The sequence below is a fragment of the Pseudomonas sp. AC229 genome (genome assembly GCF_979254655.1).
On record NZ_CEEDHK010000006.1, the window covers coordinates 204,563 to 230,830 of the forward strand.

The following is a 26,268-nucleotide window of genomic DNA, read 5'->3' on the forward strand; positions in this document are numbered from 1 at the left end:
ACCTAAAACGGGCTCATACCTGCCACGCTTTTTTCAGTGCGCTCAACGCTGTGGCGATATGCGCCTCGCTCACCCCCGCGAAGCCGAGTACCAAGCCGGCGCGGTCATCCTCGCTGATCGAAGAATTCGGCAACCAATAGTCGCTGAGGGCATTCAGTTCAACGCCCACGGCGGCCGCTTTTTCCACCAGCTCCTGCTCGCGCGCGCGGCTGCTGACGCGCACGCTCAGGTGCAGGCCGGCGTCGACCTGCGGCATCGGCTGACAGCCCGGCACGTCGCTGGGCCAGCCTTCGATCAAGGCGTCGCGGCGTGCTTGCCCGGCGCGGCGCATACGGCGGATGTGGCGCTGGAAATGGCCGGCAGCGATGAACTCGGCCATCACCGCCTGGGTGCCGATTTCCGAGTGACGAACCGCCAGCGCCCGCGCCTGGCTGAAGGCGTCGGTGAGTGACGGCGGCACGACCAAGTAACCCAGACGCAGGGCCGGAAAGGCGATTTTGGAAAAGGTGCCGACATACAGCACGCGGCCACGCTGATCGAGCGCGGCCAAGGGTGACAACGGCGTGCCGCGATAGCGGTACTCGCCGTCGTAATCGTCCTCAACAATCCAGGCGTTTTCGCGCGCGGCCCATTCCAGCAATTGCAGGCGGCGCGGCAACGACAGCGTCACGCCGGTGGGGTACTGGTGCGACGGCGTCACATAGGCCAGGCGGCAGGTTTTCAGCGTGGCCAGCGCCGTGGTGTCGAAGCCGTCTTCATCCACCGCCACGCCGTGCAGCTGGGCGCCCGCCAACGCAAAGGCCTTGCCGGCAGCGCGATAACCGGGATTTTCAATCGCCACGCCGTCACCGACGTTCAGCAGTACCTGCGCACAGAGGCTGATGGCCTGCTGCGCGCCGCTGGTGATGATCACGTGGGCCGGATCGCAGACCAGGCCGCGGCTGTTGCGCAAGTACGCGGCAATCAACTCGCGCAATTGCGGATCGCCCGCCGCCGCGCCATAACCCAGGCTGGCCATCGGCGGGCGGCGCCAGAAGTTGGCGTGCAGACGCGCCCAAATGTCGAACGGGAAAAGGTCGAACGCGGGAATGCCCACGCGAAAGGCGCGTGGCGCGTCCAGGCGCGGGGCGGGCAAGTGCTCGGTTTCCAGGCGCTCCAGTGCAGCGCTATCGGCGCGTTGCAGGGGCGGGCCGGCCGGGGCTTTGACGGCCTTGCGGGCTTTGGTCGCCAGCTGCGCGACATACGTGCCATCGCCCACGCGGCCTTCCAGATAACCCTCGGCGTAGAGTTGGTCGTACGCGCGCACCACGGTATTTCGCGACACGCCCAGCGCGTCGGCTAAATCGCGCGTGGCCGGCATCCGCACTCGGCTGCCAAGCTGGCCAGCGAGAATGCGTTCGCGCAGGGCTTCATACAGCTGGCGCGACAAGCCTTTGCTGCGGTCCAGCTGAATGCCGGACGGGTCGAACGGTAGAGGTGAAGGCGACATAACGGACTCGAATGCGCGGAGCGAAGCCCAACCTAACATTGGCCCTATGAGATTTGCCATAAATGGCTCTTACACAAGTCCAATGCCTGCCCTAGGATCGGCTCATCCACAGGGGGATTCACCATGTACACGCCCGCTTCCTTCCGCCAAGAAGACCTGCCCACGCTGCACCAGCAAATGGTTCAAACGCCGCTGGCGATTGTGCTCAGCCATGATGAAAGCGGCCTGCAAGCCAGCCATTTGCCCTTGCTGCTGGTGCCCGGCGAGGGCCGCTTCGGCACGCTCAAAGGCCACTTCGCCAAAGCCAACCCGCAGTGGCAAACCTTGCAGACCGGCGCCGAGGTGCTGGTTATTTTCCCCGGCGAGCAGGCCTATATCAGTCCCGGTTACTACCCCAGCAAAGCCGAACACGGCAAGGCTGTGCCCACCTGGAACTACATCGCCATTCACGCCTACGGCCGCGCCGAAACGTTCGATGACCCTGAGCGTTTGCGCCAGTTGCTCACCGAACTGACCCACCGTCACGAACAAGGTCGCGCCCAACCGTGGACGATTGACGACGCGCCGCCGGCGTACATCGACAGCATGCTGCGCGCCATCGTCGGCTTCGAGCTGCCCATCGAGCGCATCGAAGGCAAGTGGAAACTGGGCCAGAACCGCGACAAGACCGACTACGACAATGTGCGCGCCAACCTGGCCGGCAGCGGCTTGGCCAACGAAGCCGAACTCGCCGCCCGCATGCCGCCCCACGGCTCGCAATAAAGGAGAAGACATGAGCATCACCATCCGCGCCATCACCGCCGCCGACCACGCCGCCTGGCTGCCGTTGTGGCAGGGCTATCAGCGCTTCTACAACACCGTGATCAGCGACGAAACGAGCGCCATCACCTGGCAACGTTTCCTCGACCGCAGCGAGCCAATGAACGCCGCTCTGGCCTGGCAAGACGGCGTCGCCGTGGGGCTGGTGCACTTCATCTACCACCGCTCCACCTGGACTGCCGGCAACTACTGTTACCTGCAAGATTTGTATGTGGAGCCGGGCATTCGCGGCGGCGGCATCGGCCGTCAGTTGATCGAACACGCGTACACCTGCGCCGAAGCCGCTGGCGCCTCTCGCGTGCACTGGCTGACCCACGAAACCAACACCGACGCCATGCACCTGTACGACAACATCGCCACCCGCTCGGGCTTCGTGCAATACCGCAAACTCTTCAACTAATTCGCCAGGAATCGCCCATGAGCCTCACCCCGCACCTGAACTGGAAACCGGTCGCCGCCCCGAGTCGCGACACCCTGCAAGGCCGCACCGTGCGCCTTGAAGCGCTCGACACGGCGCGCCATGGCGATGACCTATGGCTGGCCCTGCAAGGCCCCGACTCCGACCCGCTGCTATGGGACTACTTGCCCTACGGTCCCTTCCCCGAGCGCGCCGCCTTCGACGCTTGGCTGAGCGCTAACGCCGCGAGCAAAGACCCGCAGTTTTATGCCGTCATCGAACAGACCAGCGGCCAGGTTCAAGGCCTGCTTGCCTACCTGAATATCGCCCCGGCCCACGGCAGCATCGAAATTGGCCACATCTGCTACGGCCGCGTGATGCAACGCAGCGTGCAAGCCACCGAAGTGATCCACCTGCTCGCCAAAAACGCCTTCGACCTCGGCTACCGCCGCCTCGAATGGAAATGCAACAACGGCAACGCCCGCTCCAAACGCGCCGCCGAACGCTTCGGCTTCACCTACGAAGGGCTGTTCCGCCAACACCTCGTCATCAAAGACCGCAACCGCGACACCGCCTGGTACTCCATCATCGACAGCGAATGGGCAGCGATTGCCAAGGGGTATGAACGGTGGCTGGAATCGAGCAATTTCGATGGGAATGGGCAGCAGATTCAGGGGTTGGAAGTGTTGCGTAACGGATAAGAGCGGCACCCTGTTCCAGCAACTCAGCGCCGATCCTGTAGGAGCGGCTTTAGCCGCGATGCTTTTCGATCGTGTTCGACGCAAAACTCTGGATCCCCGCGTCCGCGAGGATGACGGCGGTGTGGGCAAAAACTCCGTCATTCCCGCGCAGGCGGCGGTCCGACGATTCGGAATCCAGAGTTTCGCGCCGAAGTGCAGCGTTGGCATCGCATCGCCCCACCCTGGGGCCCCGATTCCGTCGTCAACTGTTTGTAACAACCCCAACGCATAGTCCCCCGCACTTCAAATAAGAGCGGTGACCCCATGCATTCCCACACCCCCAAATTCCGGCTTCTCCCCCTGATTCTGGCTGTGCAGGCCATCACCCTGGCCACGGCCCAGGCCGCCGACTTCAGTGTTGGCGCCGGCACCACCGACAACTCCGCCAAAACTCTCACCAGCGGCAATACCGGCACCGTCGCCAACGGCGGCACGCTGCAACCCAACGTCAACGCGGCGGCAGTGGACATCACCGGTACCAGCGGCACAGTCACGCTCATAAACAACGGAACCCTGGCCAACGCCAACAGCGGCAGTGATGCCCGCGCGATTGATAACAACACCAACGGTGTCGCTATCGCTATTACCAACAACGGCACGATTTCCACCCTCAACGCCGACGCCATCCGAGTTAAAAAGGCCAACTCCACGCTGGTGCTGAACAACAACGGCACCATCAAAGTGACGGGCAGCGGAACCAGCGGCGGCCAGGCGATTGATATGCGCGACGCCACCGGCACCGGCAGCAAAATCATCAACAACGGCTCCGCCACCAACCGCAACGCGCTGATCGAATCCAGCAACGACGACGCCCTGCGCCCCGGCAGCAACACCACCATCAACAACTACGGCAGCATCATCAGCACGGGCACCGTCAACACCAAATGCCCGGACTACATCAGCGCCTGCAGCGGCGCTGCCAGCGCCATGGACGCCATCGATTCCAAGCTGGCCGTCACCGTCAACAACTGGGGCACCATTTCCGGCCCGCGCCATGGCGTGACCTCCGACGCTGGCGTCACCGTTACCAACTACCAAGGCGGCCAAATCATCGGTCGCAACGGCTCCGGCGTCGGCAGTGATGGCGTGGGCACGGTGCTTAACTACGGCTTGATCAGCGGCCGCTACGCCGGAGCCGGCAAGGTGTTCGAGCACCTGGGCGGCAACACCGGTTACAGCACGGCGAACAACGGTGATGGCGACGGCGTGGACATCGACGGCATCGCCACCATCACCAACTACGGCCGTATCGAAGGCGTGGGCGCCGGCGGTGTGGATTCCAGCGGCTTCCCCAATGGTGCCGATGGCATCGCGGCGGGCGGCGGCACGATCATCAACCACGCGGGCGCTGAAATTTTTGGCCAGTCCAAGGGCATCCTCATCGACGACGGCGCCAACGGTTCTTCCATCCCCGCGCAACGCGGCACGGCGACAGCGGTCGGCGGCGTGGCGACGATCACCAACGGCGGCAGCATCATCGGTGCCGACAGCACGGCCATCGGCCTGGTCGGCAACTTTGCTGACAGCCTGACCAACCTGGCCGGCGGCGTGATTCGCGGCGGCGCCCGGTCGGTGCGCGTTGACCAATTGAGCAGCACCACGGCAGCCGCCGCCGTGCAAATGGGCGCGGGCAACGACACCCTGAGCAACGCCGGCTCCATCGTCGGCCTGAACGGCCTGGCCGTGGACATGGGCATCGGTGACGACAGCCTCACTGTACTCACCGGCGGCACCTTTGGCGGCCTGGTAGACGGCGGCGCCGGCACTGACGCCCTGACCCTCAGCGGCAGCGGTGTCGGCCAGTTTGGCAACAGCCAGAATTTCGAAACCCTGGCCGTCACGGGCGGCAAGTGGACCCTCAGCAGCAACGACTTCAGCGCTGGCGGCAACGTGGCCAGCGGCGCGACGCTGATCAATCAGGGCAGCATTGGCGGTGTGCTAAACGTCGCCAACGGCGCCCATTACGGCGGCACCGGTCGCCTGGGCAGCTTGCAATTGGGCAGCGGCGCCACGTTCGAGTATTCCCTCAGCGCCAGCGGCGCTCCGGTGCAACTGAGCGGCAGCGCCACGCTGGGCAACGCCGCCCTGAACCTGACCGCCAACGGCAGCGGTTACGCCGAGCGCAGCAGCCTGCTGACGGCAGCCGGTGGCGTTAACGGGCAGTTCGGCAGCGTGACCCACAACTTTGCCTTCCTGTCCCCAACCGTCACCTACACCGCCAACACGGTCGAACTGCAACTGACCCGCAACGACACCGCCTTCGCCGCGCTCGCCAGCAGCGAAAACGCGCGCAACCTGGCGGACAATCTCGCCGCCCAGCGCGACAGCAGCGTGTACAACGCACTGCTGACCACCGATAAAGCCACCGCCAGCCAAGCGCTTGAACAGCTGGCCGGCACCAGCAACGCCAGCATGGCAGCCGCCACCCTGGCCGGTTCCAGCCAAGTGAGCAGCGTGATGCAAGGCGCCATGGCCCAGCTTGGTGGTTTCGGCAGCAGCTTGCAGGCCTCGGTGCTGCGCGAGGACGGCCCGCAACTGGTGGCCGTCGGCGTACCGAATGAAGCCCGTGGCCTGCACGATCCGAAAGCCGCTGGCCGTTTGTGGGTGCAGGCATTGGGTAGCCACGGCACGGTAGATGGCGAGCACGGCAGCAGCGACGTCGACCAGAACACCGGCGGCACGCTGTTCGGTGCGGATTGGGCGCTGAGCCCGGACTGGCGCCTGGGCGTGGTCGGCGGTTATTCGCGCACCGACATCGATGCCGGGCAGGGCGCCTCGGGTGATGTCGACAGCTACCACGTCGGTGTCTACGCCATGACCCAGCTCGACCAATTGGCCCTGCGCCTTGGCGCGGCCTACAGCAGCCATGAAGGCGAGAACAAACGCCGGGTTCGCTTCGCCGGCGTGGACGACAAACTGCACGGCGACTACGACGCCGACAGCCAGCAAGCCTTTGCCGAATTGGCGTACCCCTACGCCAGCGGCCGTCTGCTCGCCGAGCCGTTCGCCGCCGTCGGCTACCAACGCTACGACCGCGACGCTTACAGCGAAAAAGGCGGCGACTCGGCCCTACGCGTGGAGTCGCAAGACCAAGACAACCTCAGCACCACCTTGGGCCTGCGCCTTGCCGGCCTCAACCACCTCGACAACGGCATGAGCTTCACCCCGCGCATGAGCGTGGGCTGGCGCCACACCTACGGCAACGTCGACAGCGAAACGCGCCAGGCGTTTGTCAGCGGCGGCACCAGCTTCAGCGCCCAGGGTACGGCCCTGGATCGCAATACGTTGCTGGTGGAGGCGGGGTTTGATGTGGGGATTACGGCTACCCAGAGTTTGGGGCTGGGGTATGTCGGGGAGATGGGGGATAACGCGCAGAATCATGGGGTGGTGGCGCAGTGGCAGATGGGGTTTTGAGGTTAGGTGCATCTCAGGAAGCGTGGGGATGACGGAGGTTTTTGCACAGACCACCGTCATCCTCGCGTAGGCGGTGGTCCGACGATCGGGATCCAGAGTCTCTCGCCGGAGTGCGATTGGTGGCGCTGCGAGGATGTTTGCCGGACATGAAATTCTGGATTTCGAATCGTCGAACCGCCGCCTTCGCGGGAATGACGGAGGTTTTTGTACAAACTCCCGTCATCCTCGCGAACGCGGGGATCCAGAGTTTCGGACCGAAGTGCGATTGGTGGCGCTACGGGGATGTTCGTTCACGTGAAATTCTGGATTCCCGCCTGCGCGGGAATGACGGAAGTTTTTGCACAGACCACCGTGCCCCCCTACCTCAGTGCCCCTGCACCTGCGCCAATTCCCCGCCTTCCTGCCCCTCGCGATCCAACTTAGCCAACCGAGCCGTCAACTCGGCCAGTTGCCCATCCTTCAACACGATCAAGCGCTGCAATTTATCCAGCTGCGACTGCAAATCCGCCACGCGGCTGGACAGCTCTTCGCCTTCGCGTCGCGCCTGGGCCAGTTCTTCCTGGGCCAGTGCCAAGCGGTTGTCGGCTTCATGCTTGGCGGCGGCCTTGCTGCCTTTGGCGCCGTCTTTGTGTTCGGCGCGACCGCTGCCTTGTTCGCCCACCAGGCTCAGGGTGTCGCTGGCGGCCTGGGTAGCCGGCGCGCTGCCAGCTTCGGTGCGTTTGCGCGCGTCCAGCTGGGCCACGCCTTCGCCTTTCCAGCTTTGTTGTTGCTGCTGGGTTTGCGCCAGGGCGTCGTTGCGGTCGGTGGCGTGCAGTTGTTCGCGGTTGGGCAGTTGCAGGGTTTGCGCGCTCTTCATGCGGTTGATGTTGCCGTTGCTGAAGGCGTCCGGGTTCAGGCGCTGGATGGCCAGCATGGCCTGCTGCGGCGAGGCGTCGCCGCGAATGCGCTGGGCGATGTCCCAGAGTCGGTCATTGCTGCGCGTGCGGTACTGGCCGCCGGCAACAGGCGCGTCGGCAGCGGCAGCAGTGCTGGCTACGGCCGGCGCAGAGGCCACCGGTGCAACGGCTGGCGCGGCGACCGGGGCTTTTGGTTTGGCAACCGGCGCGGCAGCTGCCACCGGAGCGCTCACGGGTGCTGGCGCGGTGAAGGCATAGTTGGGCGGGTCGATCAGCAGGCTGTATTCACGCAGCTGCAGACCATCCGGGGAAACCACTTCAACCAGGAAATTCAAATACGGCTCGGTGATCGGGCGGCTAGTGGTCACGCGGATCATGCTCTGACCTTTGGCGTTCAGCGTGGTCTCGAATTTCAGCGCCAGTACGGCGCTGTCACGGTCGATGCCGGCTTTTTTGAACGCCTCGGGAGAGGCCAGGCGCACTTTCAGTTCTTCCGGACCGAGATCACGCACACCCTGCAATTCGATTTGCGCACGCAGCGGTTGGCTGAGGCTTGAGAGCACCTGGGCTTCGCCCACGCTCAGCGCCATGGCGGTTGTCGGCAACAGCGATGCCGAGGCCAGGGCCAGAGCCGTCAGCAGGCGGGGATACTTCTTGAGCATGTCGGCTCTCCTCATCGTTAAGACCACGCAGGGCGCGTGCGGCCGCGCATGATGGCGAGGTTGGCGATGAGCATTTGCGAGGTTCGCCACAGGCTGACGAAGGCGTGGCGAGGAGAGGTTGAAACTGTGCAGCAGGTACGGAAAAAACCTCGAGACGGTCGCATTTACCTGCGTCCTGCCGGCGCCTCGGCTTTTTTGTAGGCGCTAGCTTGCTAGCGAATGGGGCAGCGGCAAAACCTGGAGTTTCCAGGGTTCGCTAGCAAGCTAGCTCCTACGGGCCCGGCTTCTTTAAGACGCGATGCTGCTCTGCTCCAGCAACAATTTAACGAAATGCTCCGCCGCCAACGGCCGGCTGATTAGGAAGCCCTGAATCTCGTCGCATTGCTGGGCTTTGAGGAAGTTCATCTGCGCTTGGGTTTCGACGCCTTCGGCCACCACTTTCAGTTCCAGGCTGTGGGCCATGGCGATGATGGCGCGGGTGATGGCGGCGTCTTCGCCGTTGGCCGACAGGTCGCGGATGAAGGATTGGTCGATCTTCACGTAGTCCACCGGGAAGCGCTTGAGGTAGCTCAGCGAGGAATAGCCGGTGCCGAAGTCGTCGATGGCCAGTTTCACGCCCATCTGCCGCAGTTGGTGGAAGGTGCTGATCACGTTTTCGACGTTGTCGAGCAACTGGCTTTCGGTCAGTTCCAGTTCCAGCAGGTGCGGTGCCAACCCGGTTTCGTCGAGCACCTGGCGCACCAGCGCGGTGAGGTTGCCTTGGCGCAATTGGTGCACCGAAAGATTCACCGACACGCGAATATCGGCCAGGCCCATGGTTTGCCATTCGCGCGCCTGACGGCAGGCTTGGCGCAGCACGAATTCACCGATGGGCGCGATTAAGCCGGTTTCTTCGGCCAGGCCGATAAAGTCGCCGGGCGGCACCAGGCCGTGTTCCGGGTGACGCCAGCGCACCAGCGCTTCGGCGGAGCTGAGGGTGTCGGTGACCATGCACAGTTTCGGTTGGTAGAAGACTTCCAGCTGGCCCAGCTCGATGCCTTTGCGCAGTTGGTTTTCCAGTTGTAGGCGCTCCAGCGTGCAGGCTTGCAGGTTGTCGGTGAAGAACTGGAAGGTGTTGCCGCCCAGGTGCTTGGCGTGCTGCATGGCCATGTTGGCCTGGCTGATCAGCGCGCTCATTTCCCGCGCGTTTTCCGGCAGCAGACTGATGCCGATGGAAGCGCTGACTACCAGCTCCTGGCCGCCCACGGTCATGGGCGTGCGCAGTTTGGCGAGCAAGCGGCTGGCCAGACGGGCCAGGTTCGACAGGCTGCCGTAGCTGTCGAGAATTACGGCAAATTCATCGCCCGAGAGTCGCGCCAGGGTGTCGGCTTCCGGCATGGATTGGGTCAGGCGGCGGCTCATTTGCCGCAGCAGTTGGTCGGCCACTTCGTGACCCAGGCTATCGTTGAGCAGTTTGAAACGGTCGAGGTCGATGTGCAGCAGCGCCAGCGTGCGCTCGCCTTGGCGGGCCCGTTCGCTGGCTTCGTGCAGGCGCGCTTTGAAGAGCGTGCGGTTGGCCAGGCCGGTGAGTTCGTCGTAGTGCGAGAGGTAACGCAGGCGTTCCTCGGCTTCGCGGCGCGAGGTGAGGTCGGCGAAGAAGCCGACGATATGGCTGACCCGGCCACGGTTGTCGTGCACCACGTTCATTTGCAGCCATTGCGGGTACAGCTCGCCGTTCTTGCGCGTTTCCACCAGCTCGCCCTGCCATTTGCCGTGCTGCTCCAGCTCTTGGCGGATTACTTCGTATTGGCCACGGTTGTCGCGGCTGCCGATCATGCGCGTCACGCTTTGGCCGTGCACTTCCTCGGCGCCGTAGCCGGTGACGTCGCTGTAGGCCTGGTTGACGGCGAGCACCTTGTAGTCGGGGTCGAGAATGATGATGCCTTCGCTGGCGGCCTCAAACACGATGGCGGCCAGGCGCTGTTCTTCGTCGCGGCTTTTCCAGGCGGTGATGTCGCGGCGGGTGCCGAGCATGCGCGTGACCCGGCCGCTGGCGTCGCGCTCCACGGCGCGGCCACGGTCTTCTACCCACAGCCATTGGTTGTCGGCGCGGCGGACGCGGTATTCGATTTCGTAGCCGTCGGTGAGGCCTTTCATGTGCTCCACCAAGGTGCGGCGCAGCAAGGGCAAGTCTTCGGGGTGCAGGCGCGGTTTAAGGTCGCGCAGCATGGCGGTCACGGCGTTGGGGTCGAGGCCGAACAATTCTTTGAGGCGCGAGTGGTGCACCTCGTCGGTTTCCAGGTTCCAGTCCCACATGCCCAACTCGCTGGCTTCCAGGGCCATGGCCAGGCGCGCTTCGCTTTTGCTCAGGGCATGGCTGGCAGCATCCAGCTCCAGGGTGCGCTGGGCCACGCGTATTTCCAGCTCATTGTGGGCATCGCGCAGTTCGCGTTCGGCGCGGCGGCGCTGTTCAATTTCCCGCGCCAGCTCGCCGTTCAGGCCTTCGGCCTGGCCTTTGGCATGTTCCAGGCGGCTGATCAGCGCCTGGTTATGGAAGCGTTGCACCAGGCTGCGCTGCACCAGCCGGTTGATCTGCCAGGCCACCACCAGCAGGGCGCAGAACAAGATCAGGCCGAGCAAACCCCAGCCTTTTTGCGTGTCGTCGCCGGACAGCAGCAGATAGCCCACCGCCGGCACCAGGCAGGGCAGGGCGAAGGTCAGAAAGGCCGTGAGGCTGACGGCGTAGGCGACGCTGGCGGACAAAATGGCCGCGCTGATCAGGCCAAACATCAGCACTTGCTGGAAGAAGGCGTTCGGCGGCACCAACGCGATGGCGCCAATGGCCAGCGCTACGCCCGAAGCAAACGCGCCGAGCAAAAACATTTGCCGCCAGTGGGGTTTGGCTTGGCGCGACGGCAGCGCGGCATTGAACGCGGCTACCTGAATCAGGCGCAGCACCGCCAGCGTCACCACGCCCACCAGCCAGCCGGCGAGCAGCAGGTCGCCGCGCGGCTCCCATAACAGGTAGGCGCAGGCCAGGCCGCAAAGCAGCATGAACAGGGTGGGAATGCGTGAGCCCTCGTACAGCAAACGAGTGCGTTCAACGGCGATGTCGGTAGCGAACAGCTGGCGAATGTCTCGATCGGTCTCTGCCAGTGGCAGTTCGAGAGGACGCCTGGAATGTGCGGTCATAGGCCCTTTTCTTGTAATGGTTATGCCTAGTCGTGGCCGGAGCATACACAACCGAAGCCGTTGGCCCAAGGCTCAATCTCGGCATTTTCACCGTGAATACCCCGTACTTTCGATAGCGCGCCCAGTGCCGCTGCGTTGACCTGCCGGTCGTCGGTTAGGCGTTGCCCCGTGCATCGGTCGTGCGGCGTTTGCCCTGACTACCCCGGCCCCCTAGAATGCCGCGATGCGCGACGATCTCTCCCTTCTGCTTAATTCCCTCAACGATGCTCAACGCCAGGCCGTAGCGGCCCCGGTGGGGCGTCAGTTGGTTCTGGCCGGCGCTGGTTCCGGCAAAACCCGCGTGCTGGTGCACCGCATCGCCTGGTTGATCCAGGTTGAAGGCGCTTCGCCGCATTCGATTCTGTCGGTGACCTTCACCAACAAAGCCGCCGCCGAAATGCGCCACCGCATTCAGCAACTGCTGGGGCTGAACCCGGCCGGCATGTGGGTGGGCACGTTCCACGGCCTGGCCCATCGCCTGTTGCGGGCGCATTGGCAGGAAGCGGGGCTGAACCAGAATTTCCAGATTCTCGACAGCGACGACCAGCAGCGCCTGGTCAAGCGCGTGATCCGCGAGCTGGGCCTGGATGAACAACGCTGGCCGGCGCGTCAGGCGCAGTGGTTTATCAACGGCCAGAAAGACGAAGGCCTGCGGCCCAAACATATTCAGCCGGGCGGCGACATGTTCCTCGCCACCATGCGCTCCATTTATGAAGCCTACGAAGCGGCGTGTTTGCGCGCCGGGGTGATCGATTTCTCGGAATTGCTGCTGCGCGCCCTGGACCTGTGGCGCGACAACCCGGGCCTGCTGGAGCATTACCAGCGCCGCTTCCGCCACATTCTGGTCGACGAATTCCAAGACACCAACGCCGTGCAGTACGCCTGGCTGCGTCTGCTCGGCAAAGGCGGCGACAGCCTGATGGTGGTGGGCGATGACGACCAGTCGATTTACGGCTGGCGCGGCGCCAAAATCGAGAACATTCATCAGTACTCCAGCGATTTCCCGGATGCCGAGACCATTCGTCTGGAGCAGAACTACCGCTCCACGGCCAGCATTCTCAAGGCCGCCAACGCGCTGATCGTCAACAACAGCGGGCGCCTGGGCAAAGAGCTGTGGACCGACGGCGGCGACGGTGACGCCATCAGCCTGTATGCCGCGTTCAACGAACACGACGAAGCGCGTTACGTGGTCGAAACCATCGAAGACGCGTTGCGTAAAAACGGCTTGTTGCGCAGCGAAATCGCCATTCTTTACCGCTCCAACGCCCAGTCGCGGGTGCTGGAAGAGGCGCTGCTGCGCGAGCGTATTCCGTACCGCATCTACGGCGGCCAGCGCTTCTTCGAGCGCGCCGAAATCAAGAACGCCATGGCTTATCTGCGCCTGCTGGAAGGGCGCGGGAACGATGCGGCGCTGGAGCGGATCATCAACGTGCCGGCGCGTGGTATTGGCGAGAAAACCGTCGAAGCAATCCGCGAACATGCGCGTCACAGCGATCTGTCGATGTGGGAAGCCATGCGCCAGTTGGTGGCCAACAAAGGCGTGACCGGCCGTGCGGCCAGTGCGCTGGGCGGGTTTATCGAGCTGATCGAAAACCTGGCTGCCAAGGTCATGGAAATGCCGCTGCACCTGATGACCCAAACGGTGATCGAGCAGTCCGGCCTCATCACCTACCACAAAGAAGAAAAAGGCGAGAAAGGCCAGGCTCGGGTGGAAAACCTTGAGGAATTGGTCAGCGCCGCGCGCAATTTCGAGAACAGCGAAGAAGACGACCAGACGCCATTGGCCGCCTTCCTTGGCCACGCCTCGCTGGAAGCCGGCGACTCGCAAGCCGACGAACACGAAGACAGCGTGCAGCTGATGACCTTGCACAGCGCCAAAGGCCTGGAATTCCCGCTGGTGTTTTTGGTGGGCATGGAAGAAGGGCTGTTCCCGCACAAGATGAGCCTGGAGGAACCGGGTCGCTTGGAAGAAGAGCGGCGCCTGGCTTACGTGGGCATTACCCGCGCCATGCAGAACCTGGTGCTCACCTACGCCGAAACGCGCCGGTTGTATGGCAGCGAGACCTACAACAAAGTCTCGCGCTTTGTGCGCGAAGTGCCGCCCGCGTTGATTCAGGAAGTGCGGCTGTCCAACAGCGTCAGCCGGCCTTACGGCAACAGCAATCGCGGCGCCAACACCGGCAGCATGTTTGCCAACGCTGAAGTGCCCGACACCGAATTCCGCTTGGGCCAGGCCGTTAAACACGCGCTGTTTGGCGAAGGGGTGATTCTCAACTTCGAAGGTGCCGGCGCCCAGGCGCGGGTGCAGGTGAACTTCGCGGCTGAGGGCACCAAGTGGTTGATGATGGGTTATGCGAAGTTAGAACCGCTCTGAGGGTTTCGTTTTCTGTTAGAACCAATCGCGGCTAAAGCCGCTCCCACAGGACTGTGTGTTTGCTGTAGGAGCGGCTTTAGCCGCGATGCATTTCCCGCCCCTATTTTCGGCTGAAAGGATTTCACCGTGCGCCTCTCTCCGCTTGTCGCCTTGCTCACCTCCTTGCTGGTGCCGTTGCATGCCGTCGCCGGCCTGTTTGGCAAAGACGGCCCGCCGCTGAGTGTGGAGCGCGACGTTAGCCAGTACCGCGACTGGAACACCGGCATGCAGCGCGAACGGGTGACGTACATCCTGCGGGTGAACGGCCGCAAGCTCAGCGACGAAGACTTCACCAAGGCCGTAGGCGCTAAAGAAGACAACCTCTATGCCACCAATATTTTCGCCGCCATCAGCGCCGGGCCTAACGATGCCTTGGTGCTATACGGCTCAAACGGGCTGTACAGCCTGGCCACGCTGCACGTTGAAGGCAAAGCGCTGACCGGCAAAACGCTGCTCAACGAGGTGACGCAAAACTGGTTTACCGATGCGCGCATGGACGGCTGGGTGTCGGTGCAGCAGGAAGGTCATTTGCACCTGGTGCAACTCAGTCCGTTGAAAATGGTGGATGTTGGTCCGGGCGTGTTGCTCGATGTGCGCGGCGATATCGCCCTGTTGGCCAAGGAGGGTTATCGCGAACCCCAATCGACCATCCGTGCCGTCAGCATCGGCCAGGCCAAACAAGTAGCCGAGCTGTCGCTGCCCACCGCCTGCTTTGCACTGCCGCGTTTTGAATTCACGCACCCGGCCGTCTACGGCGACATGGATACGTCCACGCTCGAAACCCTGCTATTTAAAGATGGCCCGCCCTGGTTCGACACGAATTTCACCCTGACCACCGGCGCCACACCGCAGCTACAGCTCAAAAGCACCCAGCAATTACCCAAGCCGCCTGTGGAGCGCTGGGCTGTGACGGTTCGCGAGCCGGACCTGGGGCGCGCGCCACGCACGCCGGAAGAGGTGGGTTACGCCTCCACGCCGTCGTTTGAAGAAAGCAGCGACACCATCGACCCCGAGCCTGTCGCCTGCGCGAGCATCAACCCCAACCCGGGCATCAATGCCGGCAAGGCGCCGTACCCGACGCAGTCGATCATGGCCGAAGACTTGTGCCTGGGCGACGACATGCCCGGCATCACCGATGCCATGCGCAAGCAGCGCTGCGTACTTCCGGCCACCACAAAAGTGATCACCAAAGGGCCGCAGTGGCAGTTGGAAGAGGTGCGCTTCGCCTATCGCCCGCAAGGTGGCAAGGCCCAGGTTGAGCAGGTGGTTTACCAGCTACGCGAGGGCAAGCAGGTGCACCGCGCCATTGCCGGCGCCTTGGGCGAAGGCCTGCGCTTGCGTGAAGTGGCGATAACCGGCGAGGGCCAGGCGCTGATCAAGGGGCGTGGCGATGGGGCGTATGAGCTGTTCCGCTTGTCGTCCGGCGCTGACGGCAAACTGCTGCTGGAATTTCTCGACACCGTGCCGTTCCCGGCCACCCCATTCGACACCAGCAAGCCGGGCTGGGTGTACCAGCGCAGCGCGGGCTTTCTGATGAAGGCGCAGCCGTTTGGATTCGAGCGCATCGGCAAGGGCTTGCTCGATGTGCGCGGCACCGAGCTGCTTTATTACTACACCGACTACGACAACGAAGCGCTGGTGCTGCTCGCCAAGGATTTCCAGCCAGAGCCGCAGCAACGTGAAACCGGCGACGATGCGCCACGTTTAACCCTGAGCGGCAAGTGCCGTATGGATGACGACCCGTATTGGGAATTTGCCGTTCCGCCTGTCAAGGCCACCTTGGCGCAATCGGCCGAGTGGTTCAGTCGCAATTTCGATTACACGAACGGCAAGGCTGGCAGCATTGTCCTACGTAAAGATCATCAGCTACGCGTCAAACACGGCTGCGCTTCTGATGGCGGACAGAACTAAACGGCATAAATCCGGAAACATTCTGCTGCTGGTCATCACCCGGAAGCGTGTGCAACATGGCGCGCGTTGAGTCCTTATTAAAGAGAGTTGCGAACCATGAAACGTTTCATCAGCCTGGCCATGATGCTCTGCGTCGCGTTGACGCTCAGCCTCGACGCCAATGCAAAGCGCATGGGCGGCGGTAAATCGTTCGGCTCCGCGCCAACCCACCAAACCCGCCAAGCCACCCCGCCGGCCAACCAGGCCGCCGCACCGGGCAAAGCCGCTCCGGCTGCTGCCGCCACCAGTGGCGCGTCCCGTTGGTTGGGCCCGTTGGCCGGTCTGGCCGCTGGCGGCCTGTTGGCCTCGATGTTTATGGGCGACGGCTTCCAGGGCATGCAGATTTTCGACTTCCTGATCATTGCCCTGATCGCCTTTGTGATCTTCCGCTTCATCGCCGCCCGTCGCCGTCAGCAGAACGCTGGCCAGCCGGCTGCTGTGGGCGGTTATGCGCCGATGCAACGTGAAATGCCGGTAAATCAACCCGTGGCGCCTGCCAGCAACTCGATCTTCGGTGGCGGCAGTTCCGCTGCGCCAGCGCCGGTGATCAATGCGCCGAGCTGGTTCAACGAGCAGCGTTTTGTCGAAGCCGGGAAAGAGCACTTCATGGCCCTGCAGCAGCACTGGGACGCGGCGGAGATGGACAAGATCGCCGAATTCGTGACCCCGCAGATGCTCAGCTTCCTGAAAACCGAGCGGGCTGATCTGGGTGATGGTTTCCAGTCCACCTACGTGGAAGAACTGCAGGCCCAGCTCGACGGTATCGATGAACTGGCAGACAAAACCGTCGCCACGCTCACCTTCCGCGGCATCGTCAAAACCTCGCGCTTCGACCAAGGCGAAGCCTTCAGCGAAAGCTGGCGCATGGAGCGGGCCAACAGCGAAAACGCGCCTTGGCTGGTGGCGGGTATCCGTCAGAACACCTGATACCTCGCTTCACTGCGACACTGAAAAACCCGGGCTTGCCCGGGTTTTTTCGTTTACGGCCAGATAGTTTTTTTCTACGCGCCAGCTACTGTATAAAGCCCATCCCCATTGCCCGAGGAGAGCCCGCCATGGAAGAAGTGATCGACGAGCTGCGTGAGCTCAACGAGAAGGTGCCAGTGCCCCTGGAGCTGCCGGATGAAGAGCTGCTGGTGGAAATTGAAGAGCAGTTGCTGATCAATATTCCATTCGAATTCCGCGAGTTTCTGCTCAAAGTCAGCGACGTGGTGTACGGGCGCCTGGAGCCAGTAACCGTCACCGACCCGCAATCGCACACCTATCTGCCGGAAGTGGCCTCGGTAGCCTGGTCGCTCGGCGTGCCGCGCGAACTGATTCCACTGTGCGAAGACAACGGCAACTACTACTGCGTCGAACTCGACGGCACCGTGTTGCTGTGGGACGGCGATGAAGAAGACCTCACCGACGAAAGCTGGGACTCGGTGTGGAAGTGGGCCCGTGAGGTGTGGCTGGAGAGTTGATCCGTTGCTTGGGTTGGGAGATGCGCTCGGCTGGATACTCTGGATCCCGAATCGTCGGACCGCCGCGTGCGCGAGGATGACGGAGGTTTTAACCACGACATCCGTCATTCCGGCGAAGGCGGCGGTCCGCTGCTTTCGCGAGCATGACGACGATTCCAGCACATACATCCGTCATCCTCGCGAAAGCGGGGATCCAGAGTTTTCAGCCGGGCGCGTCTCTGGAAGCCGCAGTCAAAATTTCAGGCAAGGTCCGAAATTCTGGATCCCCGCGTACGCGAGGATGACGGAGGTTTTAACCACTGCATCCGTCATTCCCGCCCAGGTGGCGGTCCGCTGCTTTCGCGAGCATGACGACGATTCCAGGACATACATCCGTCATCCTCGCGAAAGCGGGGATCCAGAGTTTTCAGCCGGGCGCGTCTCTGGAAGCCGCAGTCAAAATTTCAGGCAAGGTCCGAAATTCTGGATCCCGAATCGTCGGACCGCCGCGTGCGCGAGGATGAAGAAGTTTTAACCACTACATCCGTCATTCCCGCGCAGGCCGCGGTCCGACGATTCGGGATTAGTATTTCGGACCTGGCGGCTATTTCCGTGGCGCGTCCAAGATAGCGCCTGACTAAAGATTCTGGATTCCGAGTCGTCGGACCGCCGCCTTCGCGGGAATGACGGATGTCCCCGCCTGAACCCCCTCCAACTCCAGCAAATTCAGCAAAAAATTCCCGAAATACGTCAAATCCTGCTCCATCGCCGCCCGCGCGGCCTTGCCGTCGCCAGCCTGTAGCGCCTTCAGCGTGTCGTCGTGGAAGTCATTCAGGCGCAGCGACAGATCCGCTTCGGTAAACAGCCGGTTAAAGAACGGCCCCACTTGCAGCCACAGGCTTTCGATCTGGCGCAGCAGAATCGGGTTGCGGCAGGCGGTGTACAGCGTTAGGTGAAACTGGCTGTTGTCGTTCAGATAACCCTGCACATCGCGCCGTTCCAGCGCTTCTTCCATGCGCTCGACGCAGCCTTGCAGCACGGCCATGTCATCGGCGCTCAGTTGGCTAGCGGCGAGTTCCACGGCCAGGCCTTCCAGGGCCAAACGCACCTGGAAAATATGCAGAAAGCGTTCGCGGGTCATGGCCGGAACCCGCAGCGAGCGTTGCGGTTCGCCCTCCAGGGCGCCTTCGGCGACCAGCCGTTGCAACGCAGCACGCACAGGCATGGGGCTGGTGCCGAGCGCGGCGGCGAGGTCGCGGATTTTCAGGCGTTCGCCGGGTTTGAATTGCCCGGCCAGTAGGCCGGCACGCAGTTGCTGATAGAGCAGGTCCTGGAGGTTCTCGGCCATGGGTGCGTTACTCGGCCAGAACCGGCGGCGCCGGCAGTTGGTTCAGGGTCAGGCTGCATTCGTGGGTCATGACGGTCGCTCTATGGCTGATGTTTGTGATCACAGACTTTAAGAATTTAGCCAGAAATACGCAATACGGAGTTTGCTTGACACAGCTGTGATCACAAATCAGCATGTGGCAACTTTCTAACGAGACGTTTCCCATGACTGCCAGTGGCATCAGTGACCGCGTAATCGAACAATTTGCCGCCCACGAGCGGGCGCGTTTTCTCGCCGCTAATCCGAAATCCGTTGCCCTTGCCGAACGAGCGCGCGGCTCGTTGTTTGGCGGTGTGCCGATGCACTGGATGAGCGATTGGTCGACGCCCTCGCCGCTGTTTGTCAGCCGCGCGCAAGGCGCTCGGTTTTACGATGTCGACGGCCATGAGTACGTCGATTTTTGCCTCGGCGATACCGGCAGTATGTTCGGCCATTCCCCCGCGCCGATTGCTCGCGCGCTGGCCGAGCAGGGCGCCAATGGCCTGACCACCATGTTGCCCGGCGAAGACGCCGTGGTGGTGGGCGAATTGCTCGCCGAGCGTTTCGGTTTGCCCTATTGGCAGGTGGCGACCACCGCCACCGACGCCAACCGTTTTGTGGTGCGCTGGGCACGCGCGATCACCCAGCGCAACACCTTGTTGGTGTTCGACGGCTGCTACCACGGCACCGTCGATGACGTGATGGTGCGCTGCCAGGACGGCCGCACCGTGCACCGCCCTGGTTTGCTCGGCCAGGCCTACGACCTCACCGAACACAGCCGCAGCGTGCCGTTCAACGACCTGGCCGCGCTGGAGGCGGCGCTGCAAACCGAAGACGTCGCCGCCGTGTTGTGCGAACCGGCGATGACCAACATCGGCATGGTGCTGCCCGCGCCCGGTTACCTGGCGAAGCTGCGTGAACTCACGCGCCGTTACGGCACGCTGCTGATCATCGACGAAACCCACACCATCTCCACCGGCCCTGGCGGTTGCACCCGCGTGTGGAACCTGGAGCCGGATTTCATCACCCTCGGCAAACCGATTGCCGGCGGCGTGCCGTGTTCGGTGTATGGCTGCACCGCCGCCATGGCCCAGGCCATGATCGAAGCGCGCAGCCGTGCCAGCAGCCATGGGCAAAGCCACGGCCACAGCGGCATGGGCACCACGTTGTCGGCCAACGCACTGGCGATGCACTGCATGCGCGTGAACCTTGAAGACGTGATGACTGAACGCGCCTACGCCCACATGTTGCCGCTGGCCGAACGCCTGGCGCAGGGCTTCGCGGCGCTGATCGGCAAGCACCAGTTGGCCTGGTCGGTGACGCAATTGGGCGCGCGCTGCGAGTTCCAGTTCTGCACGCGGCTGCCGGCCACCGGGGCTGAAGCCGAGGCGGCGTTCCACGATGCGCTGCAAATGGCTCTGCACCTGTACCTGATCAACCGCGGCATTCTGATCACGCCGTTCCACAACATGACCTTGTGCTGCCCGGACACCACGGCCGCTGACGTCGACCGCCTGCTCGCCACCCTCGATCAGGCACTCACCGAATTGCTGGCTCTGCCCGGCGCCCGCGAACAGAGCGAGTAACCCCATGGACTTTGCCAACATTCAGGAAGCCCACGATTTTCTCGCCGCCAACCCGCAGGTGCGCAGCATCGAAGTGTTCCTTATCGACAGCAACGGCGTGCCGCGCGGCAAGCTGTTGCACCGCGACGAACTGCTGGCGATGTACGCCAACGGCCGACCGCTGCCGAGCACCATTCTTGGCCTGACCATTAATGGCGACGACGTTGAAGACACCGGTCTGGTCTGGGAAGTGGGCGATGCCGATTGCTGGACCTATCCGCTGCCCAGCAGCCTGACCTTGCAACCGTGGCGCACACCGCCCACCGGTCAGGTGCAGGTGAGCATGCATCCGCAGCAGGGGTTGCCGGCTGCGGTGGCCGACCCGCGTCACGTGCTGGTGAACGTGATCGAACGCCTGAAAGCGGACGGCTTTTATCCGGTGATGGCGGTGGAGCTGGAATTTTATTTGCTCGACCGCGAGCGTGGCGAGAACGGTCGACCGTTGCCGGTGCGTCAGGCCAACGGCGCGCGTCCCCACGCCACTCAGGTGTATGGCGTCTACGAGCTGGAGCAGTTGCAGCCGTTTCTTAACGATCTGTACGACGCCTGCGAAGCCCAGGGCTTGCCGGCGCGCACGGCCATTTCGGAGTACGCGCCCGGGCAGGTGGAAATCACCCTCGAACACCGCTTCGACGCGCTGCAAGCCATTGATGAAGGCGTGCGCTATAAGCGGCTGGTCAAAGGCGTGGCCAATAAACACGGTTTGCAGGCGTGCTTTATGGCCAAACCGTTTGGCGATCTGGCCGGCACCGGCATGCATATGCACGTGAGCCTCGCCGATGCCGAGGGCAATAACCTGTTCGCCAGCGAAGACCCGGCCGGCACGCCGCTGTTGCGCCATTCCATCGGCGGCATGATGCACACGCTGCTCGATTCGTTGGCCCTGTTCTGCCCGAACGCCAACTCGTTCCGCCGCTTCCAGGCCAACAGCTATGCGCCGCTGGCGCTGACGTGGGGCATTAATAACCGCACCGTGTCGCTGCGGGTTCCAGGCGGGCCGGCGGTGAGTCGGCATATCGAGCATCGTATTTGCGGCGCCGACGCCAACCCGTATCTGGCGGCAGCGGCGATTCTTGCGGGCATGCAGCACGGCATTCGCCAGCAAATCGACCCCGGCGCGCCGATTACCGGCAACGGTTACGCCCAGGCCACGGAGTTTTTGCCCACCGACTGGCTGACGGCGTTGAAAGCGCTGGAGCAATCCGACTGGGCCAAAGAGGCGTTCGGCGAGGCGTACCTGAAGGTGTATCTGGCCATCAAGTACACCGAATACCGCGAGTTCATGGGCGAGGTCGGCGAGCAGGATTGGCGCTGGTATCTGGTGCATGCCTGACGGCGTGTTAGCTGCTACGTTTTAATCAGTCGTTTCGGAGCAGGCGTATGCGGTGGTGTTGGTGGCTGGCAATGGTGTTGACGGTGGGCTCGGCGCAAGCCGAAACCCTGCGTGTGGGCATCGAGAGCCACGACTACATGCCGTACTTCCGCGCCCAGCCTGGGCAGCCGGTGGAGGGCTATGCGGTGGAGCTTTTGCAGCGCTTTGCCGATGACCAGAAGATGACGCTGCACTTGCTGCCGCGTCCGCTCAATCGCCTGCACCACGATCTGCTCAATAGCGAAAACCTCGACGTGATCTTTCCCGACAACCCGCAGTGGTCGCGCGAGTTAAAGGGCGACCGGCGCATGTATTACAGCCATGCCGCCATCAATGTGGTGGACGCCACGCTGGTGCTGCATGAGCGCTTGGGCATGGGCCGCGCAGTGGTGAAGCGGCTCGGCACGGTGCGCGGGTTCACGGCGCAAGCGTGGGCCGAGCAGGTGGCCAGCGGTGAGGTGGAGTTGCTCGAAGCCAACGACATTGGCGGGCTGATTCGCATGGCGCTGCGCGGGCGCATTGATGCGGTGTACGCCAACGCCGAGGTGGTGCGTCTGCAGTTGCAGGAAATGGGCGAGCCGGGTGAGCGCCTGATGGCCGACCCGCAGTTGCCGCTGGCGCGCACCAGTTTTCACCTGAGCACGCTCGAGCATCCGCAGTTGCTGGAACGCTTCAACCGCTTCCTTGAGCAACACGCTGGCGAACTGGCGGCGTTGCGCGAACGCTATGGCCTGGCTTGCAGCGCCAGCGACCTGATCGAAGAACTGCCCGCCTGCCGGGCGCGCAGTCTGGCCGGCAGCCGCTAAGCGGTTCGCCCGGACGTGACGCGCAAGGCCGTTGCATCGTTCCCATAGCCAATGCTAAACAGCGCCAGTGCGCGTTTGCCGTCAGGCTTGCGCGCTCACTTTCCCAGGGCAAACGAGACGACCATGGAACCCGGAAACTCCCAGCTGACAATGACCGTCTTGATGACGCCCGACATGGCCAACTTCTCTGGCAACGTGCACGGCGGCACGCTGCTCAAATACCTCGACGAAGTGGCCTTCGCCTGCGCCAGCCGCTATGCCGGTACTTACGTGGTGACCTTGTCGGTGGATCAGGTGATTTTCCGCGAGCCGGTGCATGTCGGTGAGCTGGTTACCTTTCTGGCCTCGGTGAATTACACCGGGCGCACGTCGATGGAAATCGGCGTGAAAGTGGTCACCGAAAACATCCGCGAAAAGTCGGTGCGCCACACCAACAGCTGCTTTTTCACCATGGTGGCCGTGGGCGATAACGGCAGCCCAACCGTGGTGCCGCCGCTGGAGCCGGAAAGCGCCGATGAAAAGCGCCGCTTCCGCCAAGCGCAACAGCGCCGCGATTTGCGCCAGGAACTGGAGCGTCGCTACCAAGAGATTCGTGAAGACGGCGACCCCGCCAAGGCCTGACAGGCCAGTGCCCGCGCCGCTTTCAAATGACGTGAACGTGGCGCGAATGCCCCGCCAAACGGTCGCTTTTGGCGGGTACTGTTTTCCCGAATCTTTACGTTATACTGCGCGGCCTTTGGCCGGCTTCGCTCCGGTCTCGCATACAAGCCACGCCTGGTTTTCCAGCGTGGCTTGTTAGTTTTTGCCGCGCCGCCAGGCGCCAATGAGAAGAGGCACGACGATGAGCGTACTGGTTGGCGTGATCATGGGCTCCAAGTCCGATTGGTCCACCCTTAGCCACACCGCCGATATGCTGGAGAAGCTGGGCATTCCTTACGAAGTGAAGGTTGTGTCCGCTCACCGCACCCCGGATTTGCTTTTCCAGTACGCCGAAGAAGCCGAAGGCCGTGGCATTCAGGTGATCATCGCCGGCGCTGGCGGCGCGGCCCATTTGCCAGGTATGTGCGCGGCCAAAACGCACCTGCCGGTGCTGGGCGTGCCGGTGCAGTCGTCGATGCTCTCGGGCGTCGATTCGCTGTTGTCGATTGTGCAAATGCCAGCCGGCATTCCGGTCGCCACCCTGGCCATCGGCAAGGCCGGCGCGGTGAACGCGGCCTTGTTGGCGGCGAGCATTCTTGGCCATCAACACCCGCAGTTCCACGCCGCGCTGAAGCAATTCCGTACCGAGCAAACGGACAGCGTGCTGGATAACCCGGATCCGCGCATCGCCTGATGCCACGCCGGTTTTATGCGGCCTGGTGCCGCTGTGTCTGAGTTTCGAATGGGGCGGTAAAGATGAAAATCGGTGTAATCGGTGGCGGCCAACTGGGTCGCATGTTGGCGCTGGCGGGCACGCCGCTGGGCATGAACTTCGCCTTTCTCGACCCGGCGCCAGATGCCTGCGCCGCTGCCTTGGGCGAGCACTTGCGCGCCGATTACAACGACCAGGACCACCTGCGCCAACTGGCCGATGAAGTGGACCTGGTGACGTTCGAATTCGAAAGCGTACCGGCCGAAACCGTGGCCTTCCTGTCGCAGTTCGTACCGGTTTATCCCAGCGCCGACGCCCTGCGCATCGCCCGCGACCGCTGGTTCGAAAAAAGCATGTTCAAAGACCTGGGCATTCCCACGCCTGCGTTCGCCGACATTCAGTCGCAAGCCGACCTCGACGCCGCCGTCACCACCATCGGCCTGCCTGCGGTGCTGAAAACCCGCACCCTGGGCTACGACGGTAAAGGCCAGAAAGTGCTGCGCAAGCCTGAAGATGTAGTCGGCACCTTCGCCGAGTTGGGCAGCGTGCCGTGCTTGCTCGAAGGCTTCGTGCCGTTCACCGGCGAAGTGTCGCTGGTGGCCGTGCGCGCCCGCGATGGCGAAACCCGTTTCTACCCGCTGGTGCACAACACCCATGTGAACGGCATTTTGTGCCTGTCCATCGCCAGCACCGCTCACCCGCTGCAAGCGCTGGCTGAAGACTACGTGAGCCGCGTGCTGACAAAGCTCGATTACGTGGGTGTGTTGGCCTTCGAATTCTTTGAAGTAGACGGCGGCCTCAAGGCCAACGAAATCGCGCCGCGTGTGCACAACTCCGGGCACTGGACGATTGAAGGCGCCGAGTGCAGCCAGTTCGAAAACCACCTGCGCGCCGTCGCCGGCCTGCCGTTGGGCTCGACCGCCAAGCTGGGCGAGAGCGCCATGCTCAACTTCATCGGCGAAGTGCCGGCGGTTGAGCAAGTGATCGCCATTGATGACTGCCACGTGCACCACTATGGCAAAGCGTTCAAGGCTGGCCGCAAGGTAGGCCACGCCACCGTGCGCAGCGTCGACCGCGCCACGCTGGATGCGCAAGTGGCCAAGGTTCAAGCGCTGATCAAGTAAGCGCTGCCTTTCGCCCGGGCCGTTTGTGCCTGGACCTGAAACATGGAACCTCCCCGTTCGCGTACTCTCTGATTTCAGGTGCCAGCGTTGGCACCTTTGCCATTGAGAGGGGAATTCCATGGGCATTATCGGCACCATCATTATTGGTTTCTTCGCAGGCCTGATCGCGCGCTTCCTCAAGCCGGGCGACGACAGCATGGGTTGGATCATGACCATCCTGCTGGGTATCGCCGGTTCGTTGGCAGCCACCTACGGCGGCCAGGCGCTGGGCCTGTATCAGGCGGGCGAAGCGGCGGGCTTTGTCGGCGCGGTAGTCGGCGCGATCATTCTGCTGGTCATCTACGGCATGGTTAAGAAGCGCTAAGCCGTATTGCCGCAACGGTCGGTTGATTCGCCGCCCATGATTCGCGCAGCATGGCGCGATGACTGACTTCTTCGCGTTTTATCAGCACCTTGGCGTGGCCCTTACCTTGCTGGGACTGGCCACGTTCGTATTGGCCGGCACCGTCAAAGGCGTAATCGGCCTTGGCCTGCCCACCGTGGCCATGGGCTTGCTGGGGCTGGCGATGCTGCCCCCGCAAGCTGCGGCTCTGCTTTTCATTCCTTCCACCGTCACCAATATCTGGCAGCTGGCAATCGGCGGCGCGTTGCGTCCGTTGTGGCTGCGCTTGTGGCCATTGCTGCTGACGATCGTCATCGGCACGGCGTTGGGGTCCTGGTGGCTAGGGCTGGGCTCGGGTCAGTGGATGACCCATGCGTTGGGCGCTGCGTTGCTGGTGTATGCCTTGAGCGGTTTGCTGCTGCCGACCCTGCGCGTGCCTGCCGCATGGGAGCCTTGGTTGGGTCCGGTTTGCGGTCTGCTGACCGGCGTGGTCACTGCCGCCACCGGCGTGTTCGTGATTCCCGCTGTGCCATATCTGCAAGCCCTGGGGTTGCAGCGCGATGCGCTGGTGCAGGCGTTGGGGCTGTCGTTTACGGTGTCCACGTTGGCGCTCGGCGCGGCGCTGTTTTGGCGTGGCGAGCTGGGCAGCGCTGAGTTGGGCGCCTCGCTGTTGGCGCTGCTGCCTGCGCTACTGGGCATGGCGTTGGGCCAATGGTTGCGGCAGCGCATCAGCGCGCAGCTGTTCAAGCGCCTGTTCTTTATCGGCTTGGCGCTGCTCGGTCTGCACCTGGCAATTAGCGGCTGATAGAC

General features: G+C 63.0%; 20 protein-coding genes. 16 read left to right on the top strand and 4 right to left on the bottom strand.

The features are described 5' to 3' along the window. Positions 1-13 precede the first annotated feature (13 nt). Positions 14-1,489, bottom strand: coding sequence for a MocR-like pyridoxine biosynthesis transcription factor PdxR (gene pdxR / locus AC0IW7_RS10570; RefSeq protein WP_471817731.1), 1,476 nt, complete (start codon positions 1,487-1,489; stop codon positions 14-16). A gap of 123 nt (positions 1,490-1,612) precedes the next feature. Between pdxR and AC0IW7_RS10575 the strand changes: the two genes are divergently transcribed. The 4 genes from AC0IW7_RS10575 to AC0IW7_RS10590 all read left to right on the top strand — a co-directional run bounded on the left by AC0IW7_RS10575 (position 1,613) and on the right by AC0IW7_RS10590 (position 6,859). After that, positions 1,613-2,251 (top strand): FMN-binding negative transcriptional regulator, encoded by a 639-nt coding sequence (locus tag AC0IW7_RS10575; protein ID WP_471817734.1) that lies wholly within the window; start codon positions 1,613-1,615, stop codon positions 2,249-2,251. 10 nt (positions 2,252-2,261) lie between these two features. Further along, a complete protein-coding gene (locus AC0IW7_RS10580; RefSeq protein WP_471817737.1) occupies positions 2,262-2,708 on the top strand; it encodes a GNAT family N-acetyltransferase in 447 nt (148 codons plus the stop codon). Between the two features lie 17 nt (positions 2,709-2,725). Next, entirely contained in the window at positions 2,726-3,406 is a 681-nt protein-coding gene (locus AC0IW7_RS10585) for a GNAT family N-acetyltransferase (protein WP_471817739.1), read from the top strand. A 303-nt stretch (positions 3,407-3,709) separates the two neighbouring features. After that, positions 3,710-6,859, top strand: coding sequence for an autotransporter outer membrane beta-barrel domain-containing protein (locus AC0IW7_RS10590; RefSeq protein WP_471817741.1), 3,150 nt, complete (start codon positions 3,710-3,712; stop codon positions 6,857-6,859). Positions 6,860-7,223: 364 nt separating this feature from the next. Here the strand turns inward: AC0IW7_RS10590 and AC0IW7_RS10595 are convergent, their stop codons facing one another. Next, positions 7,224-8,417 (bottom strand): type IV pilus assembly protein FimV, encoded by a 1,194-nt coding sequence (locus tag AC0IW7_RS10595; protein ID WP_471817744.1) that lies wholly within the window; start codon positions 8,415-8,417, stop codon positions 7,224-7,226. A gap of 288 nt (positions 8,418-8,705) precedes the next feature. Then, the gene (locus tag AC0IW7_RS10600; protein ID WP_471817746.1) at positions 8,706-11,588 is read right to left on the bottom strand and encodes an EAL domain-containing protein; all 2,883 of its coding nucleotides are present in this window, start codon (positions 11,586-11,588) and stop codon (positions 8,706-8,708) included. A gap of 223 nt (positions 11,589-11,811) precedes the next feature. On the opposite strand from AC0IW7_RS10600, the gene uvrD reads away from it, so the two are divergent. The 4 genes from uvrD to AC0IW7_RS10620 all read left to right on the top strand — a co-directional run bounded on the left by uvrD (position 11,812) and on the right by AC0IW7_RS10620 (position 17,453). Then, the gene (gene uvrD / locus AC0IW7_RS10605) at positions 11,812-14,001 is read left to right on the top strand and encodes a DNA helicase II (protein WP_471817749.1); all 2,190 of its coding nucleotides are present in this window, start codon (positions 11,812-11,814) and stop codon (positions 13,999-14,001) included. 126 nt (positions 14,002-14,127) lie between these two features. Next, a complete protein-coding gene (locus AC0IW7_RS10610) occupies positions 14,128-15,951 on the top strand; it encodes a hypothetical protein (RefSeq protein ID WP_471817751.1) in 1,824 nt (607 codons plus the stop codon). A 96-nt stretch (positions 15,952-16,047) separates the two neighbouring features. Then, on the top strand, positions 16,048-16,917 hold the full coding sequence (locus tag AC0IW7_RS10615; protein WP_471817754.1) for a Tim44 domain-containing protein: 870 nt from the start codon (positions 16,048-16,050) through the stop codon (positions 16,915-16,917). A gap of 128 nt (positions 16,918-17,045) precedes the next feature. Next, positions 17,046-17,453 carry an SMI1/KNR4 family protein gene (locus AC0IW7_RS10620; RefSeq protein ID WP_110615634.1) on the top strand — a complete coding sequence of 136 codons (408 nt, stop codon included), beginning with the start codon at positions 17,046-17,048 and terminating at the stop codon, positions 17,451-17,453. 616 nt (positions 17,454-18,069) lie between these two features. Here AC0IW7_RS10620 and AC0IW7_RS10625 read toward each other — a convergent pair. After that, entirely contained in the window at positions 18,070-18,780 is a 711-nt protein-coding gene (locus AC0IW7_RS10625) for a GntR family transcriptional regulator (RefSeq protein WP_471817756.1), read from the bottom strand. 203 nt (positions 18,781-18,983) lie between these two features. Between AC0IW7_RS10625 and AC0IW7_RS10630 the strand changes: the two genes are divergently transcribed. The 8 genes from AC0IW7_RS10630 (at position 18,984) to AC0IW7_RS10665 (ending at position 26,263) form a co-directional block, all read left to right on the top strand. Further along, on the top strand, positions 18,984-20,384 hold the full coding sequence (locus tag AC0IW7_RS10630; protein WP_471817758.1) for an aspartate aminotransferase family protein: 1,401 nt from the start codon (positions 18,984-18,986) through the stop codon (positions 20,382-20,384). A 4-nt stretch (positions 20,385-20,388) separates the two neighbouring features. Further along, complete coding sequence (locus AC0IW7_RS10635; protein ID WP_471817760.1) at positions 20,389-21,756, top strand: glutamine synthetase family protein; 1,368 nt, start codon at positions 20,389-20,391, stop codon at positions 21,754-21,756. A 47-nt stretch (positions 21,757-21,803) separates the two neighbouring features. Beyond that, positions 21,804-22,601, top strand: a complete 798-nt coding sequence (locus AC0IW7_RS10640; protein ID WP_471817762.1) for a substrate-binding periplasmic protein — start codon at positions 21,804-21,806, stop codon at positions 22,599-22,601. A 123-nt stretch (positions 22,602-22,724) separates the two neighbouring features. Continuing rightward, positions 22,725-23,222, top strand: coding sequence for an acyl-CoA thioesterase (locus tag AC0IW7_RS10645; RefSeq protein WP_122492345.1), 498 nt, complete (start codon positions 22,725-22,727; stop codon positions 23,220-23,222). Between the two features lie 220 nt (positions 23,223-23,442). Next, positions 23,443-23,934: a 5-(carboxyamino)imidazole ribonucleotide mutase gene (purE, locus tag AC0IW7_RS10650; protein WP_122449988.1), complete on the top strand. Its 492-nt coding sequence runs from the start codon at positions 23,443-23,445 to the stop codon at positions 23,932-23,934. A 62-nt stretch (positions 23,935-23,996) separates the two neighbouring features. Then, a complete protein-coding gene (locus tag AC0IW7_RS10655; RefSeq protein ID WP_471817764.1) occupies positions 23,997-25,076 on the top strand; it encodes a 5-(carboxyamino)imidazole ribonucleotide synthase in 1,080 nt (359 codons plus the stop codon). A gap of 118 nt (positions 25,077-25,194) precedes the next feature. Beyond that, entirely contained in the window at positions 25,195-25,440 is a 246-nt protein-coding gene (locus AC0IW7_RS10660) for a GlsB/YeaQ/YmgE family stress response membrane protein (RefSeq protein WP_122449990.1), read from the top strand. Positions 25,441-25,498: 58 nt separating this feature from the next. Beyond that, positions 25,499-26,263, top strand: a complete 765-nt coding sequence (locus tag AC0IW7_RS10665; protein ID WP_471817766.1) for a sulfite exporter TauE/SafE family protein — start codon at positions 25,499-25,501, stop codon at positions 26,261-26,263. Positions 26,264-26,268 lie beyond the last annotated feature (5 nt).

Coding starts and splice junctions, on each gene's coding strand:
- pdxR (WP_471817731.1), bottom strand. CDS start 1,489: ATGTCGCCTTCACCTCTACCGTTCGACCCGTCCGGCATTCAGCTGGAC.
- AC0IW7_RS10575 (WP_471817734.1), top strand. CDS start 1,613: ATGTACACGCCCGCTTCCTTCCGCCAAGAAGACCTGCCCACGCTGCAC.
- AC0IW7_RS10580 (WP_471817737.1), top strand. CDS start 2,262: ATGAGCATCACCATCCGCGCCATCACCGCCGCCGACCACGCCGCCTGG.
- AC0IW7_RS10585 (WP_471817739.1), top strand. CDS start 2,726: ATGAGCCTCACCCCGCACCTGAACTGGAAACCGGTCGCCGCCCCGAGT.
- AC0IW7_RS10590 (WP_471817741.1), top strand. CDS start 3,710: ATGCATTCCCACACCCCCAAATTCCGGCTTCTCCCCCTGATTCTGGCT.
- AC0IW7_RS10595 (WP_471817744.1), bottom strand. CDS start 8,417: ATGCTCAAGAAGTATCCCCGCCTGCTGACGGCTCTGGCCCTGGCCTCG.
- AC0IW7_RS10600 (WP_471817746.1), bottom strand. CDS start 11,588: ATGACCGCACATTCCAGGCGTCCTCTCGAACTGCCACTGGCAGAGACC.
- uvrD (WP_471817749.1), top strand. CDS start 11,812: ATGCGCGACGATCTCTCCCTTCTGCTTAATTCCCTCAACGATGCTCAA.
- AC0IW7_RS10615 (WP_471817754.1), top strand. CDS start 16,048: ATGAAACGTTTCATCAGCCTGGCCATGATGCTCTGCGTCGCGTTGACG.
- AC0IW7_RS10620 (WP_110615634.1), top strand. CDS start 17,046: ATGGAAGAAGTGATCGACGAGCTGCGTGAGCTCAACGAGAAGGTGCCA.
- AC0IW7_RS10625 (WP_471817756.1), bottom strand. CDS start 18,780: ATGGCCGAGAACCTCCAGGACCTGCTCTATCAGCAACTGCGTGCCGGC.
- AC0IW7_RS10630 (WP_471817758.1), top strand. CDS start 18,984: ATGACTGCCAGTGGCATCAGTGACCGCGTAATCGAACAATTTGCCGCC.
- AC0IW7_RS10635 (WP_471817760.1), top strand. CDS start 20,389: ATGGACTTTGCCAACATTCAGGAAGCCCACGATTTTCTCGCCGCCAAC.
- AC0IW7_RS10640 (WP_471817762.1), top strand. CDS start 21,804: ATGCGGTGGTGTTGGTGGCTGGCAATGGTGTTGACGGTGGGCTCGGCG.
- AC0IW7_RS10645 (WP_122492345.1), top strand. CDS start 22,725: ATGGAACCCGGAAACTCCCAGCTGACAATGACCGTCTTGATGACGCCC.
- purE (WP_122449988.1), top strand. CDS start 23,443: ATGAGCGTACTGGTTGGCGTGATCATGGGCTCCAAGTCCGATTGGTCC.
- AC0IW7_RS10655 (WP_471817764.1), top strand. CDS start 23,997: ATGAAAATCGGTGTAATCGGTGGCGGCCAACTGGGTCGCATGTTGGCG.
- AC0IW7_RS10660 (WP_122449990.1), top strand. CDS start 25,195: ATGGGCATTATCGGCACCATCATTATTGGTTTCTTCGCAGGCCTGATC.
- AC0IW7_RS10665 (WP_471817766.1), top strand. CDS start 25,499: ATGACTGACTTCTTCGCGTTTTATCAGCACCTTGGCGTGGCCCTTACC.